The organism is Actinoalloteichus sp. GBA129-24 (genome assembly GCF_001941645.1).
GTDB lineage: Bacteria > Actinomycetota > Actinomycetes > Mycobacteriales > Pseudonocardiaceae > Actinoalloteichus_A > Actinoalloteichus_A fjordicus.
Map to the genome: position 1 here is coordinate 2,826,064 of NZ_CP016077.1, position 19,843 is coordinate 2,845,906.

Annotated in this window: 17 protein-coding genes; 13 read left to right on the forward strand and 4 right to left on the reverse strand. The window is 71.3% G+C overall.

From position 1 onward, the window contains the following. Positions 1-396: 396 nt before the first annotated feature. The 8 genes from UA75_RS12645 (at position 397) to UA75_RS12680 (ending at position 7,509) form a co-directional block, all read left to right on the forward strand. On the forward strand, positions 397-1,359 hold the full coding sequence (locus UA75_RS12645) for a metalloregulator ArsR/SmtB family transcription factor (protein WP_318533297.1): 963 nt from the start codon (positions 397-399) through the stop codon (positions 1,357-1,359). Beyond that, a complete protein-coding gene (gene sufB / locus UA75_RS12650; RefSeq protein ID WP_075740415.1) occupies positions 1,356-2,825 on the forward strand; it encodes a Fe-S cluster assembly protein SufB in 1,470 nt (489 codons plus the stop codon). Before UA75_RS12645 ends, sufB begins: the two co-directional genes overlap by 4 nt. Before the next feature lies 1 nt (position 2,826). Further along, a complete protein-coding gene (gene sufD, locus UA75_RS12655; protein WP_083683159.1) occupies positions 2,827-4,023 on the forward strand; it encodes a Fe-S cluster assembly protein SufD in 1,197 nt (398 codons plus the stop codon). After that, positions 4,020-4,355 (forward strand): non-heme iron oxygenase ferredoxin subunit, encoded by a 336-nt coding sequence (locus tag UA75_RS12660; protein WP_075740416.1) that lies wholly within the window; start codon positions 4,020-4,022, stop codon positions 4,353-4,355. The genes sufD and UA75_RS12660 overlap by 4 nt, the downstream gene beginning before the upstream one ends. Before the next feature lie 63 nt (positions 4,356-4,418). After that, entirely contained in the window at positions 4,419-5,189 is a 771-nt protein-coding gene (gene sufC, locus UA75_RS12665) for a Fe-S cluster assembly ATPase SufC (RefSeq protein WP_075740417.1), read from the forward strand. Positions 5,190-5,319: 130 nt separating this feature from the next. Further along, positions 5,320-6,630, forward strand: a complete 1,311-nt coding sequence (locus tag UA75_RS12670; protein ID WP_075740418.1) for a cysteine desulfurase — start codon at positions 5,320-5,322, stop codon at positions 6,628-6,630. Position 6,631: 1 nt separating this feature from the next. Further along, positions 6,632-7,093 (forward strand): Fe-S cluster assembly sulfur transfer protein SufU, encoded by a 462-nt coding sequence (sufU, locus tag UA75_RS12675; RefSeq protein ID WP_075740419.1) that lies wholly within the window; start codon positions 6,632-6,634, stop codon positions 7,091-7,093. Further along, positions 7,090-7,509, forward strand: a complete 420-nt coding sequence (locus UA75_RS12680) for a metal-sulfur cluster assembly factor (protein WP_083683160.1) — start codon at positions 7,090-7,092, stop codon at positions 7,507-7,509. Before sufU ends, UA75_RS12680 begins: the two co-directional genes overlap by 4 nt. 128 nt (positions 7,510-7,637) lie before the next feature. Here UA75_RS12680 and UA75_RS34480 read toward each other — a convergent pair whose 3' ends face one another. Both UA75_RS34480 and UA75_RS12690 read right to left on the reverse strand, forming a co-directional pair. Continuing rightward, on the reverse strand, positions 7,638-7,772 hold the full coding sequence (locus UA75_RS34480; protein WP_232237837.1) for a DUF397 domain-containing protein: 135 nt from the start codon (positions 7,770-7,772) through the stop codon (positions 7,638-7,640). Between the two features lie 96 nt (positions 7,773-7,868). Continuing rightward, positions 7,869-8,747 carry a helix-turn-helix domain-containing protein gene (locus UA75_RS12690; RefSeq protein WP_075743737.1) on the reverse strand — a complete coding sequence of 293 codons (879 nt, stop codon included), beginning with the start codon at positions 8,745-8,747 and terminating at the stop codon, positions 7,869-7,871. Positions 8,748-8,889: 142 nt separating this feature from the next. Between UA75_RS12690 and UA75_RS12695 the strand changes: the two genes are divergently transcribed. After that, a complete protein-coding gene (locus tag UA75_RS12695; protein ID WP_232237731.1) occupies positions 8,890-9,288 on the forward strand; it encodes a hypothetical protein in 399 nt (132 codons plus the stop codon). A gap of 182 nt (positions 9,289-9,470) precedes the next feature. Here the strand turns inward: UA75_RS12695 and UA75_RS12700 are convergent, their stop codons facing one another. Beyond that, positions 9,471-11,207, reverse strand: a complete 1,737-nt coding sequence (locus tag UA75_RS12700) for a GGDEF domain-containing protein (RefSeq protein ID WP_075740421.1) — start codon at positions 11,205-11,207, stop codon at positions 9,471-9,473. A gap of 68 nt (positions 11,208-11,275) precedes the next feature. Continuing rightward, positions 11,276-12,475, reverse strand: coding sequence for a lycopene cyclase family protein (locus tag UA75_RS12705; protein ID WP_083683162.1), 1,200 nt, complete (start codon positions 12,473-12,475; stop codon positions 11,276-11,278). Positions 12,476-12,753: 278 nt separating this feature from the next. Here UA75_RS12705 and UA75_RS12710 point away from each other — a divergent pair, with 278 nt between their 5' ends. The 4 genes from UA75_RS12710 (at position 12,754) to UA75_RS12725 (ending at position 19,526) form a co-directional block, all read left to right on the forward strand. Further along, positions 12,754-15,252, forward strand: a complete 2,499-nt coding sequence (locus tag UA75_RS12710; RefSeq protein ID WP_083690682.1) for a glycosyl hydrolase family 95 catalytic domain-containing protein — start codon at positions 12,754-12,756, stop codon at positions 15,250-15,252. Between the two features lie 20 nt (positions 15,253-15,272). Beyond that, positions 15,273-16,217, forward strand: coding sequence for an alpha/beta hydrolase (locus tag UA75_RS12715; protein ID WP_198044253.1), 945 nt, complete (start codon positions 15,273-15,275; stop codon positions 16,215-16,217). A 90-nt stretch (positions 16,218-16,307) separates the two neighbouring features. Beyond that, a complete protein-coding gene (locus UA75_RS34485) occupies positions 16,308-17,768 on the forward strand; it encodes an SDR family oxidoreductase (protein WP_232237734.1) in 1,461 nt (486 codons plus the stop codon). 195 nt (positions 17,769-17,963) lie between these two features. After that, a complete protein-coding gene (locus UA75_RS12725; protein WP_075743742.1) occupies positions 17,964-19,526 on the forward strand; it encodes a deoxyguanosinetriphosphate triphosphohydrolase family protein in 1,563 nt (520 codons plus the stop codon). Positions 19,527-19,843: the final 317 nt, after the last annotated feature.

Genomic DNA, 19,843 nt, shown 5'->3' on the forward strand with positions numbered 1-19,843 from the left:
GGTAGCCGTGACGCAGTGTTCGCGGATGCCGGATGGGGCAAGTTCCTCGGCGCGTCGGAAATGCGCCGGTGATTCTCGATGCGGGTCGGGATTCGTCGTGGCGCGCGCCTGGTGCGGAACCCGCTGCGCCGGGGGCGGCAAGATCGATCTCGTCGCCGCCTGGGGAAACCCTCGTGGAGTCTGCCGACGGCCGTGCACCGAGTGACGCGGGGGAGTGCAGGGGCCGGTCGGTCGCAGCGCGGCGGCGGGCAGCACGCGGAGCACGGCGGCGCCGTGACGACACTCACCCCGGAGGACCTGCTGGTTGATCGCCCTGGCGAATTAGGTAACATTCGCGTTGTGGAATTCGTCGGGTCGCCCGCTGGGGCTGCGAACGACGCCGAGCACCCTATCCCGGTGCCCGGCGCGGTCCAGCGCGCGCGGTCGGTTCCGGCCGGGGGCGCCTCCGAGATGACGGCGGCGGGCGGGCCTGCGGGGCCGTCCGAGTCGTCGGCCGCGGGGTCGTCCGATGCGGGGTCGTCCAGACTGGGGGCCGCAGGCAGCCAGGAGCCGCCGGGCGACCTGCCGTCGGGGGCCTCGCCTGCTCAGACCCCGGCGACGCCCGTGTCCTTCTCCGAGGGCCGGACTCGTCACACCGTGGCCAGGCTGCTTCTCGAACACGGGCCCGCCACCGCCGCCGCCATCGCCGAGGAACTGGGCCTGGGGCAGGCGGCGGTGCGCCGACACCTGGACGCGATGATCGCCGACGGTCAGGCCTGCACGCGGCAGGCTCCCCGAGGTCCGCGCGGCCGAGGGCGGCCTGCCCGGCTCTACCTGCTCACCGAGGCGGGACGCACTCGATTCGGTCACGCCTACGACGACCTGGCGGTGGCCGCGCTGCGGTTCCTCGCCGAACACGTCGGGGAACAGGCCGTGACGGCCTTCGCCCGGCAACGGGTGACCGAGCTGGTCGACCGGCATCGGGGAGCGGTGTCCGCCGCACCCGACCCCGCGACGCGCGCCGAAGCTCTCGCCGAGGCGCTCACCCGTGAGGGTTACGCTTCCTCGACTCGTCGCGTCGGGTCAGGGGAGCAGCTCTGCCAGCATCACTGTCCCGTGGCGCATGTCGCGGCGGAGTTCCCGCAGCTCTGCGAGGCCGAGACGGCGTTGTTCGCCGACCTGCTCGGCACCCACGTTCAGCGACTGGCCACCATCGCTCGCGGTGACGCGGCGTGCACCACGCACGTCCCGCTCGTCGACCGAGCGTCGGAGCACACCGATCGGCCGGAACAGTCCGGCGGATCACCCACCCGTCTGGTGCCCGCTCCCGCGACACCAGTTCAGACAGCCCCGAATCCGGATGGAGGGGAACCCGCATGACTGCCGCTGCCGAGCAGCGAACACCCACCACTGCGCCGACCGCCACGGGCCAGCAGCCGCTGACCCAGGAGGAGACGCTGGCCACGCTGGGCACCTACGAGTACGGCTGGGCCGACTCCGATGCCGCAGGCACCAGTGCTCGTCGAGGTCTGAACGAGGACGTGGTCCGCGACATCTCGGGCAAGAAGAGCGAGCCGGACTGGATGCTCCAGACCCGTCTCAAGGGTCTGAGCCTGTTCGATCGCAAGCCGATGCCGAACTGGGGCGCCGACCTCTCCGGCATCAACTTCGACGCGATCAAGTACTTCGTGCGTTCCACGGAGAAGCAGGCCACCAGCTGGGAAGACCTGCCTGCCGACATCAAGAACACCTATGACCGGCTGGGCATCCCGGAGGCGGAGAAGCAGCGGCTGGTCGCCGGTGTCGCGGCTCAGTACGAGTCCGAGGTCGTCTACCACAAGATCCGGGAGGACCTGGAAGAGCAGGGCGTCATCTTCCTGGACACCGACACCGGTCTGCGGGAGCACCCCGAGCTGTTCAAGGAGTACTTCGGCTCGGTGATCCCCGCCGGAGACAACAAGTTCTCCGCGTTGAACGCGGCGGTCTGGTCCGGCGGCTCCTTCATCTACGTGCCGAAGGGCGTGCAGGTCGACATCCCGCTGCAGGCCTACTTCCGGATCAACACCGAGAACATGGGCCAGTTCGAGCGGACGCTGATCATCGTCGACGAGGGTGCCTACGTGCACTACGTCGAGGGCTGCACGGCGCCGATCTACAGCTCCGACTCGCTGCACTCGGCGGTCGTGGAGATCATCGTGAAGAAGGGTGGTCGTTGTCGCTACACGACCATCCAGAACTGGTCGAACAACGTCTACAACCTGGTCACCAAGCGCGCGAAGGCCGAAGAGGGCGCGACCATGGAGTGGATCGACGGCAACATCGGGTCCAAGGTCACGATGAAGTACCCGTCGGTCTACCTGATGGGCGAGCACGCCAAGGGCGAGGTGCTCTCGATCGCGTTCGCCGGCGAGGGCCAGCACCAGGACGCGGGCGCCAAGATGACCCACCTCGCCCCGCACACCTCCTCCACCATCGTCTCCAAGTCGGTGGCCAGGGGCGGCGGCCGGACCTCCTACCGAGGTCTGGTGCGGGTGAACAAGGGCGCGCACCACTCCAAGTCCACCGTCAAGTGCGACGCGCTGCTGGTCGACACGATCAGTCGCTCCGACACCTATCCCTACGTCGACGTCCGCGAGGACGACGTGGCGATGGGGCACGAGGCGACCGTGTCCAAGGTCAGCGACGAGCAGCTCTTCTACCTGATGTCGCGCGGTCTCACCGAGGACGAGGCGATGGCCATGGTGGTGCGCGGGTTCGTCGAGCCCATCGCGCGCGAGCTGCCCATGGAGTACGCGCTGGAACTCAACCGCCTGATCGAGCTGCAGATGGAAGGGGCCGTCGGCTGAGATGGCGACACCTACTGACACCACGGACGTCACCCCGGGCGTCGCGGGCAAGGGCCACTCGCACGGTGGACCGGTGATCCCGCAGTCCTCCAGGGGCGAGCGCTTCACCTCCTACGACGTGGCCGCCTTCGAGGTCCCCGGCGGTCGCGAAGAGGACTGGCGGTTCACCCCGCTGCGCAGGCTCGCGGGCCTGCACGACGGATCGGCGACGGCCGACGGCCGCATCACCGTCGAGGTCACGGCCGAGGCGCCGGTGACGGTGGAGACCGTGGACCGCTCCGACTCTCGCCTGGGCGACGGCGGGGTGCCCGCCGACCGGGTGGCCGCGCAGGCCTGGTCTGGATTCGCCGAGGCCACGCTGGTCACGGTTCCCCGGGACGCGCGTCCCGCCGACCCGATCACCGTCACGGTGACCGGGCCCGGCGAGGGCCGGTCCGCCTACGGGCACGTGCAGCTGCGGGCCGAGGCCTTCGCCGACGCCACGATCGTGCTGGACTACCGGGGCTCCGGTGCGCTGGCCGACAACGTGGAGATCGTGCTCGGCGACTCCGCGCGCCTGGTCGTCGTCACCGTGCACGACTGGGCGGCCGACGCCGTCCACGTCGGCTCGCAGCACGCCGCACTGGGCCGCGACGCCACGCTGCGCCACTTCGCGGTCACGCTGGGCGGCGACCTGGTGCGCATCGCGTCCACCGTCACCTACCGGGAGCGGGGCGGCGACGCCGAGCTGCTGGGGCTGTACTTCGCCGATGCCGAGCAGCACCTGGAGCACCGGCTCCTGGTGGACCACGCGGTGCCCAACTGCCGCAGCAACGTGGTCTACAAGGGCGCTCTGCAGGGCGAGGGCGCGCACACCGTGTGGATCGGCGACGTGCTGATCCGGGCGGCGGCCGAGGCGACCGAGACCTTCGAGTTGAACCGCAACCTGATCCTCACCGACGGTGCCCGCGCCGACTCGGTGCCCAACCTGGAGATCGAGACCGGGGAGATCCAGGGCGCGGGCCACGCCAGCGCCACCGGTCGGTTCGACGACGAGCAGCTGTTCTACCTCCAGGCCAGGGGCATCCCGGTCGACGTGGCCCGCAGGCTCGTCGTCCGAGGCTTCTTCGGCGAGATCCTCCAGAAGATCGCCGTTCCGGAGGTCCGGGAGCGGCTGGAGGCGGCGATCGAGGCCGAGCTGGCGGCGGTCGGCACATGACGATGACCCCGGTGTGCGAGGCGGCAGGCCTGGCCGAGCGGACCCCCGTTCGCGTCCAGGCCGACGGCGTCCCCGTCGTCCTGGTGAGGGACGGCGAGCAGGTGCATGCACTGCACGACGTGTGCTCCCACGCCGAGGTGGCGCTCTCCGAGGGAGAGCTGGTCACCCGGCGCGGCGGGCTCGCCCTGGAGTGCTGGCTGCACGGCTCCTGCTTCCACCTGCGCACCGGGGCGCCGACCGGCCTGCCCGCCACCGATCCGGTGGCGGTGTTCCCGGCCGAGATCAATGAGGGCTGGGTCCATGTCGACCCGGCAGTCCGGGTCGCGGGCTGATTGCCGCGCCGTCCGCTCGGACCCTTCCCAGACTTCACCGCGAGACCAGGAGAACGAAGACCGATGGCCACTCTGGAAATCAAGGATCTGCACGTCTCGGTGTCCACCGACGACGAGCCCAAGGAGATTCTCAAGGGCGTCGACCTGACGGTGCGCGCGGGCGAGACCCACGCGATCATGGGTCCGAACGGCTCCGGCAAGTCCACCCTCGCCTACGCCGTCGCGGGCCACCCGAAGTACCAGGTCACCTCGGGTTCGGTGCTGCTCGACGGCGAGGAGGTGCTGGAGATGACCGTCGACGAGCGGGCACGCGCAGGCCTCTTCCTGGCCATGCAGTACCCGGTCGAGGTCCCCGGCGTGTCGATGTCGAACTTCCTCCGCTCGGCCGCCACGGCGGTCCGGGGCGAGGCCCCCAAGATCCGGCACTGGGTCAAGGAGGTCAAGCAGGCGATGACGGACCTCGACATCGAGCCGTCCTTCGCCGAGCGCAGCGTGAACGAGGGCTTCTCCGGCGGTGAGAAGAAGCGTCACGAGATCCTCCAGCTCGACCTGCTGAAGCCGAAGTTCGCGATCCTCGACGAGACCGACTCCGGCCTGGACGTCGACGCGCTGCGCGTCGTCTCCGACGGCGTCAACCGCTACACCGCGACCGGTGACCGGGGCGTTCTGCTGATCACCCACTACACCCGCATCCTCAAGCACATCGCCCCCGACCACGTGCACGTGTTCGCGGGCGGTCGCATCGTGGAGTCGGGCGGCGCCGAGCTGGCCGACCAGCTGGAGCGGGACGGCTACGTGCGGTTCACCGGCAGCAAGGAGACCGCCGCCGTCTGATGCCGCTGTCCTCGGCCTCCGCCGTCCTCGTCCGCTGCGGACGACGTCATCGCGAGCGGAGGTCGACGACCGGCTGGACGGCAGGCGAGGGAGACGGGCGAGGATCGTGACACAGAAGGAGGCGGCGGCCATGGCGACCACGGCGACACCGCTGGACATCGCGAGCATCAAGGCTGACTTCCCGATCCTCGCCAGGACGGTGCGGGACGGGAAGCCGCTGGTCTACCTCGACTCGGGCGCCACCTCGCAACGGCCCCGGCAGGTGCTCGACGCGGAACGGGCGTTCCTGGAGACCTCCAACGCGGCGGTGCACCGAGGCGCGCACCAGCTCGCGGAGGAGGCCACCGACGCCTACGAGTCGGCCAGGGCGCGCATCGCCGCGTTCGTCGGCGTCGCCGACGACGAGGTGGTGTTCACCAAGAACGCCACCGAGGGCGTCAACCTCGTCGCCTACGCGATGGGCAACGCGGCGACGGCGGGGCCTGCGGCCGAGCGGTTCCGACTCGGTCCCGGCGACGAGGTCGTGGTGACCGAGATGGAGCACCACGCCAATCTGCTGCCCTGGCAGCAGCTCTGTGCCAGGACCGGTGCGACGCTGAAGTGGTTCGGCGTCACCGACGAGGGCAGGCTCGACCTGTCCGCCGCCGACACGGTGATCACCGAGCGGACCAAGGTCGTCGCCTTCACCCACCAGTCCAACGTGCTGGGCACGGTGAACCCGGTGGCGGAGCTGGTGGCACTGGCGCGCCGGGTGGGTGCGCTCACCGTGCTGGACGCCTGTCAGTCCGTGCCGCACGCGCCGATCGACCTGCGCGCGCTGGACGTGGACTTCGCCGTGTTCAGCGGGCACAAGATGCTCGGTCCGTCCGGGGTCGGCGTCCTGTACGGCAGGCGAGCGCTGCTGGCGGTGCTGCCCCCGTTCCTGACCGGCGGCTCGATGATCGAGACCGTCCGCATGGAGGCCTCCACCTTCGCCGCGCCGCCGCAGCGGTTCGAGGCGGGCGTGCCGATGACCTCGCAGGCGGTGGCGCTGGGCGCGGCCGTGGACTATCTGCGGGTGGTCGGGATGGACCGCATCGCCGATCACGAGCGGACGCTGACCGAGGCCGCGCTGGCAGGCCTCGGCGAGGTGCCGGGCGTGCGGATCGTCGGGCCGACCGACACCGTCGACCGGGGCGGGGCGGTGTCCTTCACCATCGCCGACATCCACCCCCATGACGCCGGGCAGGTGCTGGACAGCCTCGGTGTCGCGGTGCGGGTCGGACATCACTGCGCGTGGCCGCTGCATCGCAGGCTGGCGGTTCCCGCCACCGTGCGGGCCAGCTTCTACCTGTACAACGACCTGTCCGACGTCGACGCGCTGGTAGCGGGCGTCCGAGAGGCCCGCCGGTTCTTCGGTGTCGACTCGGGCGGGTTGACGTCGCCTGCGGGGGTGGCCTGACATGCAGCTCGACCAGATGTACCAGGAGATCATCCTGGATCACTACAAGCGCCCGCACGGCCACGGCCTGCGGGAGCCGTTCGACGCCGAGTCGCACCAGGTCAACCCCATGTGCGGCGACGAGGTGACTCTGCGGGTCGCCCTGTCCGCCCACGACCCGGCCGCGACCGTCCTCGACGTCTCCTACGAGGGACAGGGCTGCTCGATCAGCCAGGCCTCGACCTCGGTGCTGACCGACCTCGTCGTCGGCCGCCCCCTGCCCGAGGTCCTGACGGTCTCCGAGGCGTTCCTGGAGTTGATGCAGGGACGTGGCAAGGTGGAACCTGACGAGGACGTCCTCGGCGACGGCATCGCCTTCGCCGGGGTGGCGAGATACCCGGCGCGGGTCAAGTGCGCGCTGCTGGGCTGGATGGCGTTCAAGGACGCGGTGAGCCGCGTCGTCGACGAGGTGAGGACAGCATGACCAGCGTGGCAGACCAGAATCCCGGCCAGGAGGCCGAGCAGGTGCAGCGCGGGGTCGAGGGACTCCCCGAGCCGCCTGCTCCCCGTGCGGACAAGCCGGAGGTCGAGGACATCGAGGAGGCCATGCGCGACGTGGTCGACCCCGAGCTCGGCATCAACGTCGTCGACCTCGGCCTGGTGTACGGCGTGACGGTCGACGAGGCCAACGTGGCGACCCTGGACATGACGTTGACCTCGGCGGCGTGCCCGTTGACCGACGTCATCGAGGACCAGACCAGGGCGGCGCTCACCGGCGGCCCCGGTGGCGGGCTCGTGGACGACATCCGCATCAACTGGGTGTGGATGCCGCCGTGGGGCCCGGAGAAGATCACCGACGAGGGCCGCGAGCAGCTGCGCGCGCTTGGCTTCACCGTCTGAGGAGAGACCCCGTCTCGGGGCAGGTGATGACTCCGGGGGAGTCGTCACCCACTGCGGCCGGACCCGATCGGGTCCGGCCGCAGTATTGTCCTGGGGCCCGGACCCGGCCGTTCGTCTCTCGTGATTTCTCAGCGACGTCTGTCGAAGACGCCGGCCTTGACCGCAGCGAAGAAGTCAGCGGACTGGACGGACGTCAAGGACAGTGTTCCGGTGTCTGGCGACTTGCTGTCGCGGATCGCGTGGGTGGTCCCTAAGCAGGCCAACTCGACGCAGGTGCCGTTGTTCGCGCTCCGGCTGGACGTCCGCCAGCCACCACTCGCTTGAGCTGACGTGTGCATGGCTCTCCTCCGCTTGAGTCCCTAGGCCTCGGTCATCGACTTGATCAGCGTCGACGACTGGGTGGGGCCGAGCGCGACACGCTGCAAGTTCTCTGCCACCAGGCTATAGGAGCGCACCTGGTCGGGATCTTGAACGTAGACGGAACCGTCATGCAGCTCCGCGTAGGCGATAGACCGCGCCTCGTCGAAGTCCAAGACCACGAACTGGCCGGTCATCGCGGTGTGCAGCCCGTCTTCTGGCCGGAGGACCTGGATGGTCACGTTGGGCAGCTCCGCCATCCGTACGAGATGACTCAGCTGATCACGACGCACCTCGGCAGTGCCCACTCGCAGGCGCAGAGCAGCTTCCCCGATCACAGCGTGCAGATGGAGTGGATGGTCGCCTTCGCTGAGGCGGCGCGCCCGCGCCATACGGAAGCCCACGAATCGTTCGCCGTGGTCGGCACGCACCCGGGGAGTGCCCGCCGTGACGATCTCCGCATACGCCTCGGTCTGCAAGAGACCAGGAATGATCAACGGTTCGAAGACGAACTCCCGCGCGGCCAGTCCTTCCAAGCCGACAAAGGTCTTCAGCCAGTCGGGCACGAGGTTCGCCCATGCCGCCCACCACGTCGCATCGTCAGCCCGGCCCGCCAAAGAGGTCAGTCGGTCGATGTCACGCTGCTCGGCACCGTAAAGCTTCAGCACGGCCGCGATGTCGTCAGGGGATTGTTGTTGATGTCCGGTCTCTAGATGCCCGACCTTCGCACGTGACATCTGTAGTCGAGCGCTGACCTCGCTCAACGCCAGCCGGTGTGCATTCCGAAAACGCGCAAGCTCGACACCGATCAACCACCGCAGCGGTGATGGATCACCACGACCGACCACTTCAGTACCTCTCTGCCCGCGAACGGGCTTCATCGTGCCGTGAGGCTGGCAGGCCCACATCACCCATCCTGGGGATTTCGGACCGTTAGACGTCTAACCATACTGCTAACTACCGCTCGCGTTCCTTGGGTGGGCATCCCGTAGGACGTCGGCAAGATCAAAAAGGAGAGCATGAATGACGACTCCCGCCACTGCACCGCGCCGAGACGATCAGTCTTCCCCCGGCACCCCGTCACCCCTGTGCGACGAGGAGACCTTCGCCGAGATCCTCGCTGAGATCGTCGCCGACGAGGCTCCGCGATTGTTCGCCGTCGTCGAGGAGTACGGCGAGCGTGCCGATGCGCGGATCGCCGCCTGGGGTTTCGCCTTTCCCGACCATGCCGAACTCGTCTCCGCCGACCGGACGTGTCGCATGATCCTCGCCAGGCCGGAGAACGCGCTGCTCGGCTTCCGGAGCGCAGAGGATCACATCGACGCGCGCATCGTCTGGCACGACCCTGCCAGGGCCACGGCTCTGGACGAGGGTGACGAGTCCGACGAGAACGATGAACACGACGAACCTGGTGCCGCCTGACTTACCGGCGGCATCCGACCGAGACAGATCGAGCGAAGGCCCGCTCGGCCTCTCCACCACACCGAGCGGGCTGCGCCTCCGCACTGTGCGCCGATCTCTGCGGTGGCGACCGTGTTGCCCTGCCTGCCCTCGGCGGTCGCCCGGCAGGTTGCGACGCCGGCGGAGCGGACCGCGCTCGTTCCTCAGCCGATCGCGCGCCTGCGGGACGGGGTCTGGGCCCGTGGTGTGCCCTGCGGGGCGACCGGCGGCGCCGTGCCGCGCAGCTCGTCGACCTGGTCGGAGGTCGACCGGCCCACCACCCAGCTGGTCCCGAGCAGCCGCTTCGCTCGCGCCTTCAGCGGCGACAGGCGTCGGGAGGCGTCGTAGTGATCGACCACCGTCCCCGGCGCGCACACCAGCGAGGCCAGCGACACCGTGACCACCACGTCCTCGGCCTGCCGCCGGGCGTCCAGCACCTCCGCGCCCAGCGGCATGAGCTGGTCGAGTTCGCAGACCACCAGGAAGTCGTCGCCGCCGACGTGGCCGACGATCACTCCGGGCATCGACGCGGCGAGGTCGGTCAGGTGCCTGCCCAGCGAGCGGATCAGCTCGTCGCCCGCCGCGAAGCCGACCGTGTCGTTCACTGCCTTGAAGCCGTCGATGTCCAGCCAGCTCACGGTGAACGCGTCGCCGTCCAGGAGTCGCTGATCGATCTCCACGGCGACCGTGTCGGTGCCGGGCAGCCGGGTCAGCGGGTTCAGCGTGGCGGCCTGCTCCACCTTCAGCTCGGCGACGCCCCGGAAGAGGTCACCGGCCCGGACGACGCCGAGGCAGCGGCCGGCCTCGTCGACCACCACGAGGTCGACGTACATCTGGTCCGGCCCGGAGTCGGCGACCAGGTCCAGCGCCTCCACCACGGTGTTGTGCGTGCCCACCAGCTTCGGCTCCTCCGCGAGCCGCAACGCCTCCCGTCGCGCGTGCAGCGCGTGCCCGTACGGACCGGTGACGGCCAGCAGGAAGCGGTTGCGGTCGACCAGTCGGTGGGGTCGGCCCGTCCCGTCGAGCAGCACGACGCTGGTGCTGTCGGGATGGTCGGCGAAGACGACGCGCACCTCCTCGGCGGTCGCGGTGGTGGGCAGCGGCACCGCGGGCTGGAGGAAGTCGGTGATCCGGGGTCCGGCCGAGCGGGCCGCGATCCGGGGCGCCTGGACCTGGGTGAGCTCCGACAGCACCGAGGTCACCGCCAGCTGCGACATCGGTCTGCGGGAGGCCGGGGCGATCAGGTCGCCTTGGACGAGGGCGATGCCGCCCGAGCGCAGCCGGGTGAGCTGGTCCTCGTTCTCGACGCCCTGGGCGACCAGCTGCAGGCCTGCTCGCTCGGCGAAGGACGCCATCGACTCCAGGAACGCGGCTCGCTGCGGCACGGCCCCGAGATCGGCGGTCAGCGTCGGATCGAGCTTGAGCATGTCGATCGCACCGGCGGTGACGAGCTGGAGCGACGCATCACCTTGGCCGAGTCCGTCGAGCGCCAGTCGGTAGCCGCGATCCCGGAGCCTGCCCAACCCCTGTAAGAGGGCTTCCGGGTCCAGCCGGTAGAACGGCGCGCCGATCTCCAGGGTGACCTGGTGCGTCGGCCTGCCCGCCTCGGCCAGCGTCGCGTCCAGCTGGTCGAACCGCTCCTGGTCGTAGGCGACGGTCCCGGCGAGCACATTGAGGTGCAGCGGCAGTCGGGTACCGCCTGCCGCTGCCGCCGAGGCGGCGCCCACCGCCAACTCGACGTCGAGTTCGGTGAGCCTGCGGGCCGCGACGGCCTGACGGAACAGTTCGCGCATCTCGCCCCCGTGTGGCCGGGGCAGGGCTTCAAGCGCGACGATTCCGCCGGTGGCGAGATTGACCAGCGGCTGAAAGGCGAAGCGCACGTTCTGCGGCGGCGCAGTCACCTGGCCATGCTCCTCCCTGTGCGGAACCCAGGACGAGATGTTCTCTCGTTCCCGGGCTGTATGTTCGATCACACTGCGTGGCGCTGCGCGCCCAGGCTGCGGCGGGGCGTCATCGCCGATCGTCCGCCGCTGATCAACCGCCACCGCGTCGGCGCTGGTACCAACGACAGCAGTGCGATCATCGCCCGCGAGGTGGCCACCGTGTCCTCCCGATCGGAGAGGTACGCGGCGCGCAGCTCCGAGGGCAGCCGGAAGAACGCGGTGAAGAACGCGGCGCACTCGTCCTGGTCGAGAGTGAGCAGCGCCTTCAGACCATAGCGCCGCAGGGCGTGCACCAGACTCGCCTGAACGGGCCACGAGGCCCGATGCGCGGCTTTCACCGCCGCCGCAGGTCCGTGCGTGCGGTGCGTTGCCAGCGCGGCAGCCGTCGCCGGGGCCAGCCGCAGTGCGGCGGCCAGGCCGTAGCCGGTCGCGGGATGTCCGAGCCCCGCCGCCGCGCCGAAGCTCAGGACGCGGCGGGGCCTGCGGGGGCTGCGATCGAGGTCGATCCAGACCCGTTCCTGCCGGTGTGCCCTTCCGACGTCCACGCCGTGTCCGGCCAGGCGGGTGGCCAGCCGCGTGCGGAGTTCGCCGATCGACGCGGCGGGCCTGCCTGCCAGACAGGTCTCCTCGATCAGCACCTCGTCGGCGCCCAGCGGCACGGCGTAACAGAAGCTCGGCGGCGATCCTGCCGTCTCGGCCGGGCTCGGCGCGCGCCAGTCCATGAACATCGCCTCGCCCGGCCCGAGGTAGCCGCGGGTGGCGGCGGCGGGCAAGACGAGCCCGAAGGCCGTCTGCGCCGAGGTCGGGCCGCCTGCCCTGGCGCGGGTGCCCGTCGCGTCGACGAGGAGACCTGCCTCGATGCTCGTCCCGTCGGACAGGCCGATGGTCGATCCGTGGGGGTGGTGCTCGACCCCGCGCACCCGCCCGCGCCGCAGCGTGATCTCGGGTCGAGCCAGCTCCGCACGCAGCGCGAGGTTGTCCAGTACGCAGTACTCGCGGTCGTCGAGTCGGCGGCGGGCGTCGGTGACGACCACGGCGGTGCTCGCCCGCGCCGCCACGAGGTGATCGGGCAGGCCGGGCAGCTCGTCGCGCCACAGGCCGTAGCTGGCCCGCCACGGCCGATCGCCGGCCGGGTCGGCGACCGTCACCGAGAGCCCGGCGTCCACGCAGGCGCAGGCCAGCGCCAGTCCCGCCGGACCGGCTCCCGCGATGAGGACATCGACCACGTTCCCATGCCTACCAGGGATCTCTGTCACACGACGAACGGACCCGGCCTCCTGCCTTGTCGCCGTCGCAGTCCCGCCGCGGGTCTCCGCCGCCGTCCCGGCCGCCCGCCGCCTTCTCGGTCGTCGTCGGCGGTGGTCGGCCGGAATCGGTCGAACCCGCAGTCGGCGGCGCGGTAGGGCCTGGACACGCCCTGCGGCGCAGGCAAGTCTTCTGACCAGAGACCGCGTCGGCCGCGCAGCAGGCGACGCGGCGCAGCTCGGCGCGGCCAGGAGGACTCATGAGACAGCAGCCGTCGGCGTCCGCCCGCCCAAGTCGCAGCGGATTCTCCGGCGTCACGAGGGCCGACCACTGGGAGCGGGGCCTGATCAGCGGAAACGGTGTGCAGGGCGCTGCGATGTTCGGCTCGGCGCACGAGCATCGCCTCACCGTCACGCACGAGCGGCTGTTCCGACCCGTCCATCCGCCGAGGGACCCCCCGGACACCGCCGCCGTGCTGCCCGAACTGCGGGCACTGATCCTGGACGGCAGGCCGCAGCAGGCCGCCGAGCGGGTGGAGCGGATCGCCCGCGAGGAGGGCTACCGTGCGCTGCACTTCACCGACCCGCTCGTCCCCGGCGTCACCCTGTCGATCGACACCCCGCCTGCCGACACCCGCGCCGACGGCGTGCGGGCGGCGGCGGACGACGGACCTCGGCACGACGTCGACTTCGGTTCCGGACTGACCAGCACCCGCTGGGCGGGCCGCGACCGCTCGGCCTTCGTCTCCCGAGACGCCGACGTCGTGGTGTTCCGGCTGCGCGCGGTCGACGGTGCTCGGCTGACCGGAGCGGTGGCGCTGACCGTGCCCGCAGGAGACGGGGTGCCGCCCTCGCGGGTGCGTCGGTCGGCGCGCCCGGCTCCTGAACGCCCGATGGCCGCCGGGGCAGGCGGCGAGCAGACCGCCCCGGGCGGCGCCGCCGTCGAGCTGACCTACGCGATGACCTTCCTGGACTCTTTTCCTGGCGGAGTACGAGGCGTCCGCGCCGAGGCCAGAGTGATCCGGACCGGCGGCACCGCAGAGATCGACGGCGAGACCCTGCGCTTCGTCGACGCGACCGAGCTGCTCGTACTGCTGCGTCTGACGGTCGACCACGAGGGGGAGCCCGCCGTCCCGGTCGCGCCCGCCGCGCCGCCGCTGGCTGACCTACCCGCCGACGCCGAGGCGCTGCTGGCCGCGCACGCCCGTAGACACGCCGCCCTGTTCGACACGGTCCGGCTGGAACTGGGCGATCCGCTCACCGCACCTCGGACCGTCGAGGAACTGTTGGCCGAGCGGGGCTCCACGGCCCTGATTCAGCTGGCCTTCGACGCGGGGCGGCACAACATCATCTCCAGCACCGGCCTGCTGCCGCCGACGCTGCAGGGCGTGTGGCAGGGCGACTGGGAGCCTGCGTGGTCGAGTGACTGGACCTTGGACGGCAACGTGCAGAGCGCGCTGGCCTGCCTGCTCGTCACCGGGAACGCCGAGCTGCTGTTGCCGTTCTTCGACCTGCTGGAGGCGCACCTGGCCGATTTCCGGCACAACGCCCGCCGCCTGTACGGCGCGGCAGGCATCCTGCTGCCGCCGAGGACGAGCCCGACGCACGGCCTGCACAACCACTTCTCCGCCGAGTTCTGCCTGACCTTCTGGACGGCGGGCGCCGCCTGGGCCGCCCGTTACTACCACGACTACTGGCTCTACACCGGCGACCGGGAGTTCCTGATCACCAGGGCGCTGCCCTTCATGACCGAGGCGGCCGACTTCTACGCCGAGCTGCTGCACGGCGCGAGCGGCGACCGACCCGACGGCGAGCAGGCCGGGGCCGCCCCGCTGAGCTTCGTGCCCTCCTACTCCCCGGAGAACCACCCGGCCAACACCGGCTCGCAGGCCTGTGTCGACGCGACCATGGACGTCGCCGCCGTCGCCTGCCTGTTGCGGAACCTCATCTCGGCGGCCGAGCACGCCCCGGCGGCGGTGCCGCCGGACCGGGTGCGGCGGTGGAGTGCTCTGCTGGCCCGGCTGCCCGCTTATCGGATCGCCGACGACGGCTCGCTCGCGGAGTGGATCGCGCCGGGGCAGGACGAGAACCACGCGCATCGACACGCCTCGCAGCTCTATCCACTGTGGTTCGAGCCGGACCCCGCGTTCGTCGACCCGGCGTTGCGGGCTGCGGCCCGGGTGACGATCGAACGCAGGCTGGCCTGGCGAACCGGGGAGGCGGGCGACGCGGGGGACATGGCCTTCGGCCTGGTACAGCTCGGCCTGGCCGCCGCGCAGCTCGGGCTGGCCGAGCACGCCCACGACATCGTCACCCGGCTCACCGGCGACTACTGGTGGCCCAACCTCGCCTCCACCCACGACGTCGACCGACTGTTCAACGTGGACGTCAGCGGCGGACTGCCCGCCGTCGTCGCGGCGATGCTGGTGCAGTCCTCGCCGGGACTGCTGTCGCTGCTGCCCGCGCTGCCGGCCGCCTGGCCCACCGGCACCGTCCGAGGGCTGCGGGGGCGGGGCGGCACCACGGTCGAGCGGCTGCACTGGGCGCCCGGCCGAGTCGAGGCCAGGGTGTCCGGCCCGCCCGAGGCGTCGTTGCGGCTCGTGCTGCCCCGCAGCGGCAGGCTGAGCGTCGCAGGCGGCCGCATCGAGTCGACCGACGATCCCTGCGCGCACCTGGTGACGACGACGGCCGAGACGATGTCGATCACGCTGACCGAGGCGGGGCCGCTCTCGCACTCGACCGAGTACGAAGCCCGATGAATGAGAGAAGGAATCGAGAGATGGACGTCGAACTCGTCGAACAGGCCGCGCTGCGCCCGGCCGACGACCTGTCGGACGCGGGTGCGGCCCGAGGACGCGATCGGGAGCGGGCGCGGCAGGGGACCCTGCTCGGCTTGACGGAGCTGCCGGAGATCCCCCGGCACGATCGCACTGTGCCGGGCGGGGCGGGCGCGCCCGAGGTGCCGGTACGGATCTACGTCCCGGACTCGGTGGGCGCCGACGCCCCGGTGCTGCTGTGGATTCACGGCGGGGCGTTCATGCTCGGCGACCTCGACGGCAGCGACAGCTGGTGCACGCGCCTGGCGGCCGCCGGGGAGTGCGTCGTCGTGTCGGTCGACTACCGGCTGGCGCCCGAACATCCCTATCCGGCGGGACTCCAGGACTGCCTCGCCGTGCTCGACTGGGTCGTGGCGGCGGCGCCGGAGCACGGCTGGGACCCGACACGCATCGCGGTGGGCGGCAGCAGCGCGGGTGCGGGGCTGGCCGCCGGGGTGGCCCTGTGGGCTCGGGACCACGACGGGCCTGCCCTGGTCTTCCAACTCCTGATCCAGCCCGTGCTCGACGATCGCCGTCGCACGCCCTCCAGCACCGGGCTCGCAGGCGTCCCCGTCTTCGACTCGCCCGCGCTCGAGCAGATGTGGCGGCACTACCTCTCGGGGTGGAGCGGCGACGTTCCCCCGTACGCCGCGCCTGCGCGCGCCGAGGACCTCCGCGGACTGCCTGCGGCGTATCTCACCGCCGCCGACGCCGATCCGCTGCGCGACGAGGCCGTCGAGTACGCCGGACGGCTGACCGAGGCCGGGGTTCCCACCGAGTTCCACCTGTTCCCCGGCACCTTCCACGGCTTCGACGTGTGCGTGCCCGATGCCGGGGTGTCTCGCCGCGCGCTGCGCGAGTACGGCGAGACGCTCCACCAGGCTCTCCACCCGCTGACGCGGGCCTGACCGGCGACGCGGCCGTCCTGCGCCGGAGTGTGGTTCAGCTGACGGCGAAGATCGATGGATCTTCGCCGTCACGAACGTCATCCTGTGGTCATGGGGCTGTCAGGCATGCTGCGTTGGGGCGGACGCGATCGGAAACGGGCGGAGCCCGGCTTAGGTTCCACTGTGCAGGCAGCATCGGGTGCCGACAGTTCTGAGCCGCTCACCGCGCCCGTCGAGGAGGCGTCGGCGAGGCGATCGGGTCATCGCTCCACCGTCGGGCACCGGACGGCGGCGGGCGGGCGGACCTCGGCAGGCGCCAGGACCGCCACGGGGACCAGGACGCCGCCGGGCGCCAAGACCGTGTCGAACAGCCTGCTGCTCCCCGAGCCCGCCGCTCCGCGGGCGGACCGCGACGAGACGACGGCCGGACAGTCGGCGGACGTCGACCCCGCCGCGACCATGACGACCGATGCCGAGAACGACGCCCGCGTCGCCGAGGCCCTGCGGAGGGCCGCCGCCGGGTCTGCGAGCGGCGGCCCGAGTGCACCGGAGGTGACGTCGGGGTCGCGGGCCGGCCTCGTCGCTTCCCAGCCGACGACCGCCACCGCAGCCGGGGCGAGCCCCGAGATCAAACACGGCACAGGGACCGATGTCGAGGTCGTCGGCGAATCGAGTTCCGGGTCAGCGACGGAGACCGCGCCCGACAGCGATGCCGGGGCCGCCGAGAACTCCACCGCCGACCCCGAGGCGCGGCCTGCCGCCACCGAGCTCGGCGGCGGCGCAGACCACCCGCCGGGCCCGCTGGACGTCCACGCCCGCGACGTCGCACCCGAGGCGAGGGTCGCCATGGTGACCGGTGCCTCGCGGGGCCTCGGCGCGGCGATCGCCGAGGCGCTGGCCCGTCGAGGCCTGGCCGTGGCGATCAACTTCGTTCGCGACGAGGCGGGTGCTCAGGAGGTCCGGCGTCGGATTGGCGCCGCAGGCGGGACGGCGGAGATCTTCCGTGCCGACGTCACCGACGAGACCCAGGTCGCCGATCTGTGCCGTGCAGTGCGGAAGAGGTTGGGTGCGGTGGACGTGCTGGTCCTCAACGCCACCGGTGCACAGCCCGCCGTCAAGGTCGAGGACCTGACCTGGCGGGACATGCTCGACCAGCTGGAGTTCTTCGCCAAGAGCCCGCTGCTGCTGGTCAAGGAGGTCATTCCCGAAATGCGGAAGCGCGGCCACGGTCGCATCGTCAACATCGGGTCGGAGGTGGTCGAGCTCGGCGTGCCCGAGTCCTCCGCCTATGTCGCGGCGAAGGCCGCCCAGCTGGGTCTGACCCGCTCCTGGGCGCGCGAGCTCGCGCCCCACGGCATCACCGTCAACCTGGTCGCCCCCGGCTGGATTCCGACCGAGCGGCACGGCACCGTGACCGAGGAGTCGGGCCGTGCCTACCTTGAGCGGGTCCCGGTGGGGCGGTTCGGCCTGGTCGAGGAGGTCGGCGCCGCCGTCGCCCATCTCGCCTCGGTGGAGGCGGGCTTCATCACCGGTCAGCGCATCGCGGTCAACGGCGGGAACACTCTGGCCTGACGCTCGGCATCGCGGTGACACGGCAGCGCGCCCGTGACCTCGGGGCGGAACTCGGGCGGCGGGCTCGGCCGCCGACTCGCGGGCGAACGCGAGCTCGCACCGGAGTCCGCGCACCGCCGGCTCGCGATGCCGTCGTTCCCCGGCGTCGCCGCTCGGGGATACGGTCGTCGGGTGACCGAGGAGACGACACCAGAGATGCTGCGCGCGTCGCGGCGGTCCGGCGCGGTGCGGACGCCGTCGGATCTGTCCGCCCTGCCCTTCCGCGTCGACCGAGACCGCGTCGCCGCGTCGCCGTTCTTCTCCCGGCTCGGCGGAGTCACCCAGGTGGTCAGCCCGACCGGCTCCGGTCTGCTGCTGCACAACAGGCTCACCCACAGCCTGAAGGTCGCCCAGATCGCCAGAGGCATCGCGGAACGCCTCCGCACCGACCCCGCCGCGGCGAGGCTCGTCGAGAAGCTGGGCGGCCTGGACGTCGACGTCGTCGAGGCGGCCTCGCTGGCTCACGACCTCGGCCACCCGCCGTTCGGGCACCTCGGCGAGCAGGTCCTGGACCGGCTGGCCCGCAATCGCTTCGGCCTCGCCGACGGCTTCGAGGGCAATGCGCAGTCGTTCCGGATCATCACCACCACCGATCCGGGCGGACCGCCGGTCGCTGCGGTCTCCGCCACCGGCCTCGACCTGACTGCTGCGGTCCGCGCCTCGGTGCTGAAGTACCCCTGGACCAGACTCTCCCGGCCCCGTCCGCATCCCAGGTCGATGACGGTGCCGCCGCGTGGCGCCACGGAGCCTGCGGACTTCCCCGGCACCGGATCGGCCAAGTTCTCCGTCTACGTCACCGAACTCGACGACCTCGCACAGGCCCGCGCTCCCTTCCTCGGCCGTATCCCGGACTGGCAGCAGACGGTGGAGGCGGCCGTGATGGACACCGCTGATGACATCGCCTACGCGATCCACGACCTCGACGATTTTCATCGGGTCGGCGTCCTACAGCACGCCACGGTGTGGGCCGAGCTGCACGGCTGGCGCAGCCGGTCGATCGCCCTCGGCGCGCTGTCCGACGCCGACCTCGCCGCGCGGGCCCGCCAACCGGGTCACGCGCTGGAGGGCCTACGGCGCAGACTGCACCTGAAGGACTCCTGGATCGTCGACGACGACGCCTTCGACGCGGCGGTGAGCCGGGTGGAGCGGGAGGTCGTCGACAGCCTCCTCGCCGTGCCCTTCGACGGCTCGAACGAGGCGGAGCAGACCGTCGCGCGGTTCTCGACGAGCTGGACGAGCAGGCTGGTCGCGGGCGTCCGCGTGGTCGCGGAGCCGACGACGCGCTCCGCGCACATCGTCCTGGCGCCGCAGCAGTGGCACGACGTCCAGGTGCTCAAGTTCATCCACCGACACTTCGTGCTGCTGCGGCCCGACCTGGCACTCCATCAGCGCGGCCAGGCCCGGCTGCTCACCACGCTCGTCGAGGCCCTGGAGCAGTGGCTGACCGACCGGATGGAGGCGGCGCGGCTGCCGCGCAGGCTGCATGACCTCGTGGAGCTGGCCGATCAGGAGTATCAGGCGCTGGCGTCGACCGAGCCGACCCTGCTGGCCGGGCCGACCGGCGAGGTGCCTGCGGGCCGCGACGCCGTGCACGCGCTCGCGAGAGGCCGCGCCGTCGTCGACTTCGTCGCCTCGCTCAGTGATCGACAGGCAGTGGCGTTGATGGACGCGTTGTCCGGCCGCTCCGGCCAGACCTGGGCTGATGCGTTCGTCCTCTGAGACTTCCGATCGGCTCCGGTGGGTGCGGGCTGTGGCGCAGCGGCATGACATCCGCCCGACTCCGTCCCGGTCGCCTGCGGTGTGGTGACCGGCCGCGTCGTCTCACCCGGCGGCCGGGTGCAGCCCGGCGCAGGTCCGACCGACGGCGCACCCGGGAGTGCCCCCGATCGAGGTCAGATCACCGCAGCCGGACAGCGCAGCGACTCGACACGGGCGTCGACGTGACGGAGGAGTGCGCCCCGCGTGTCGTCGTCGCTCAACGCCTGCGAGGCTCGGCGAAGCCCTGCCCTGCCCTGCCGGTGCCCGGTTCTGTCCCG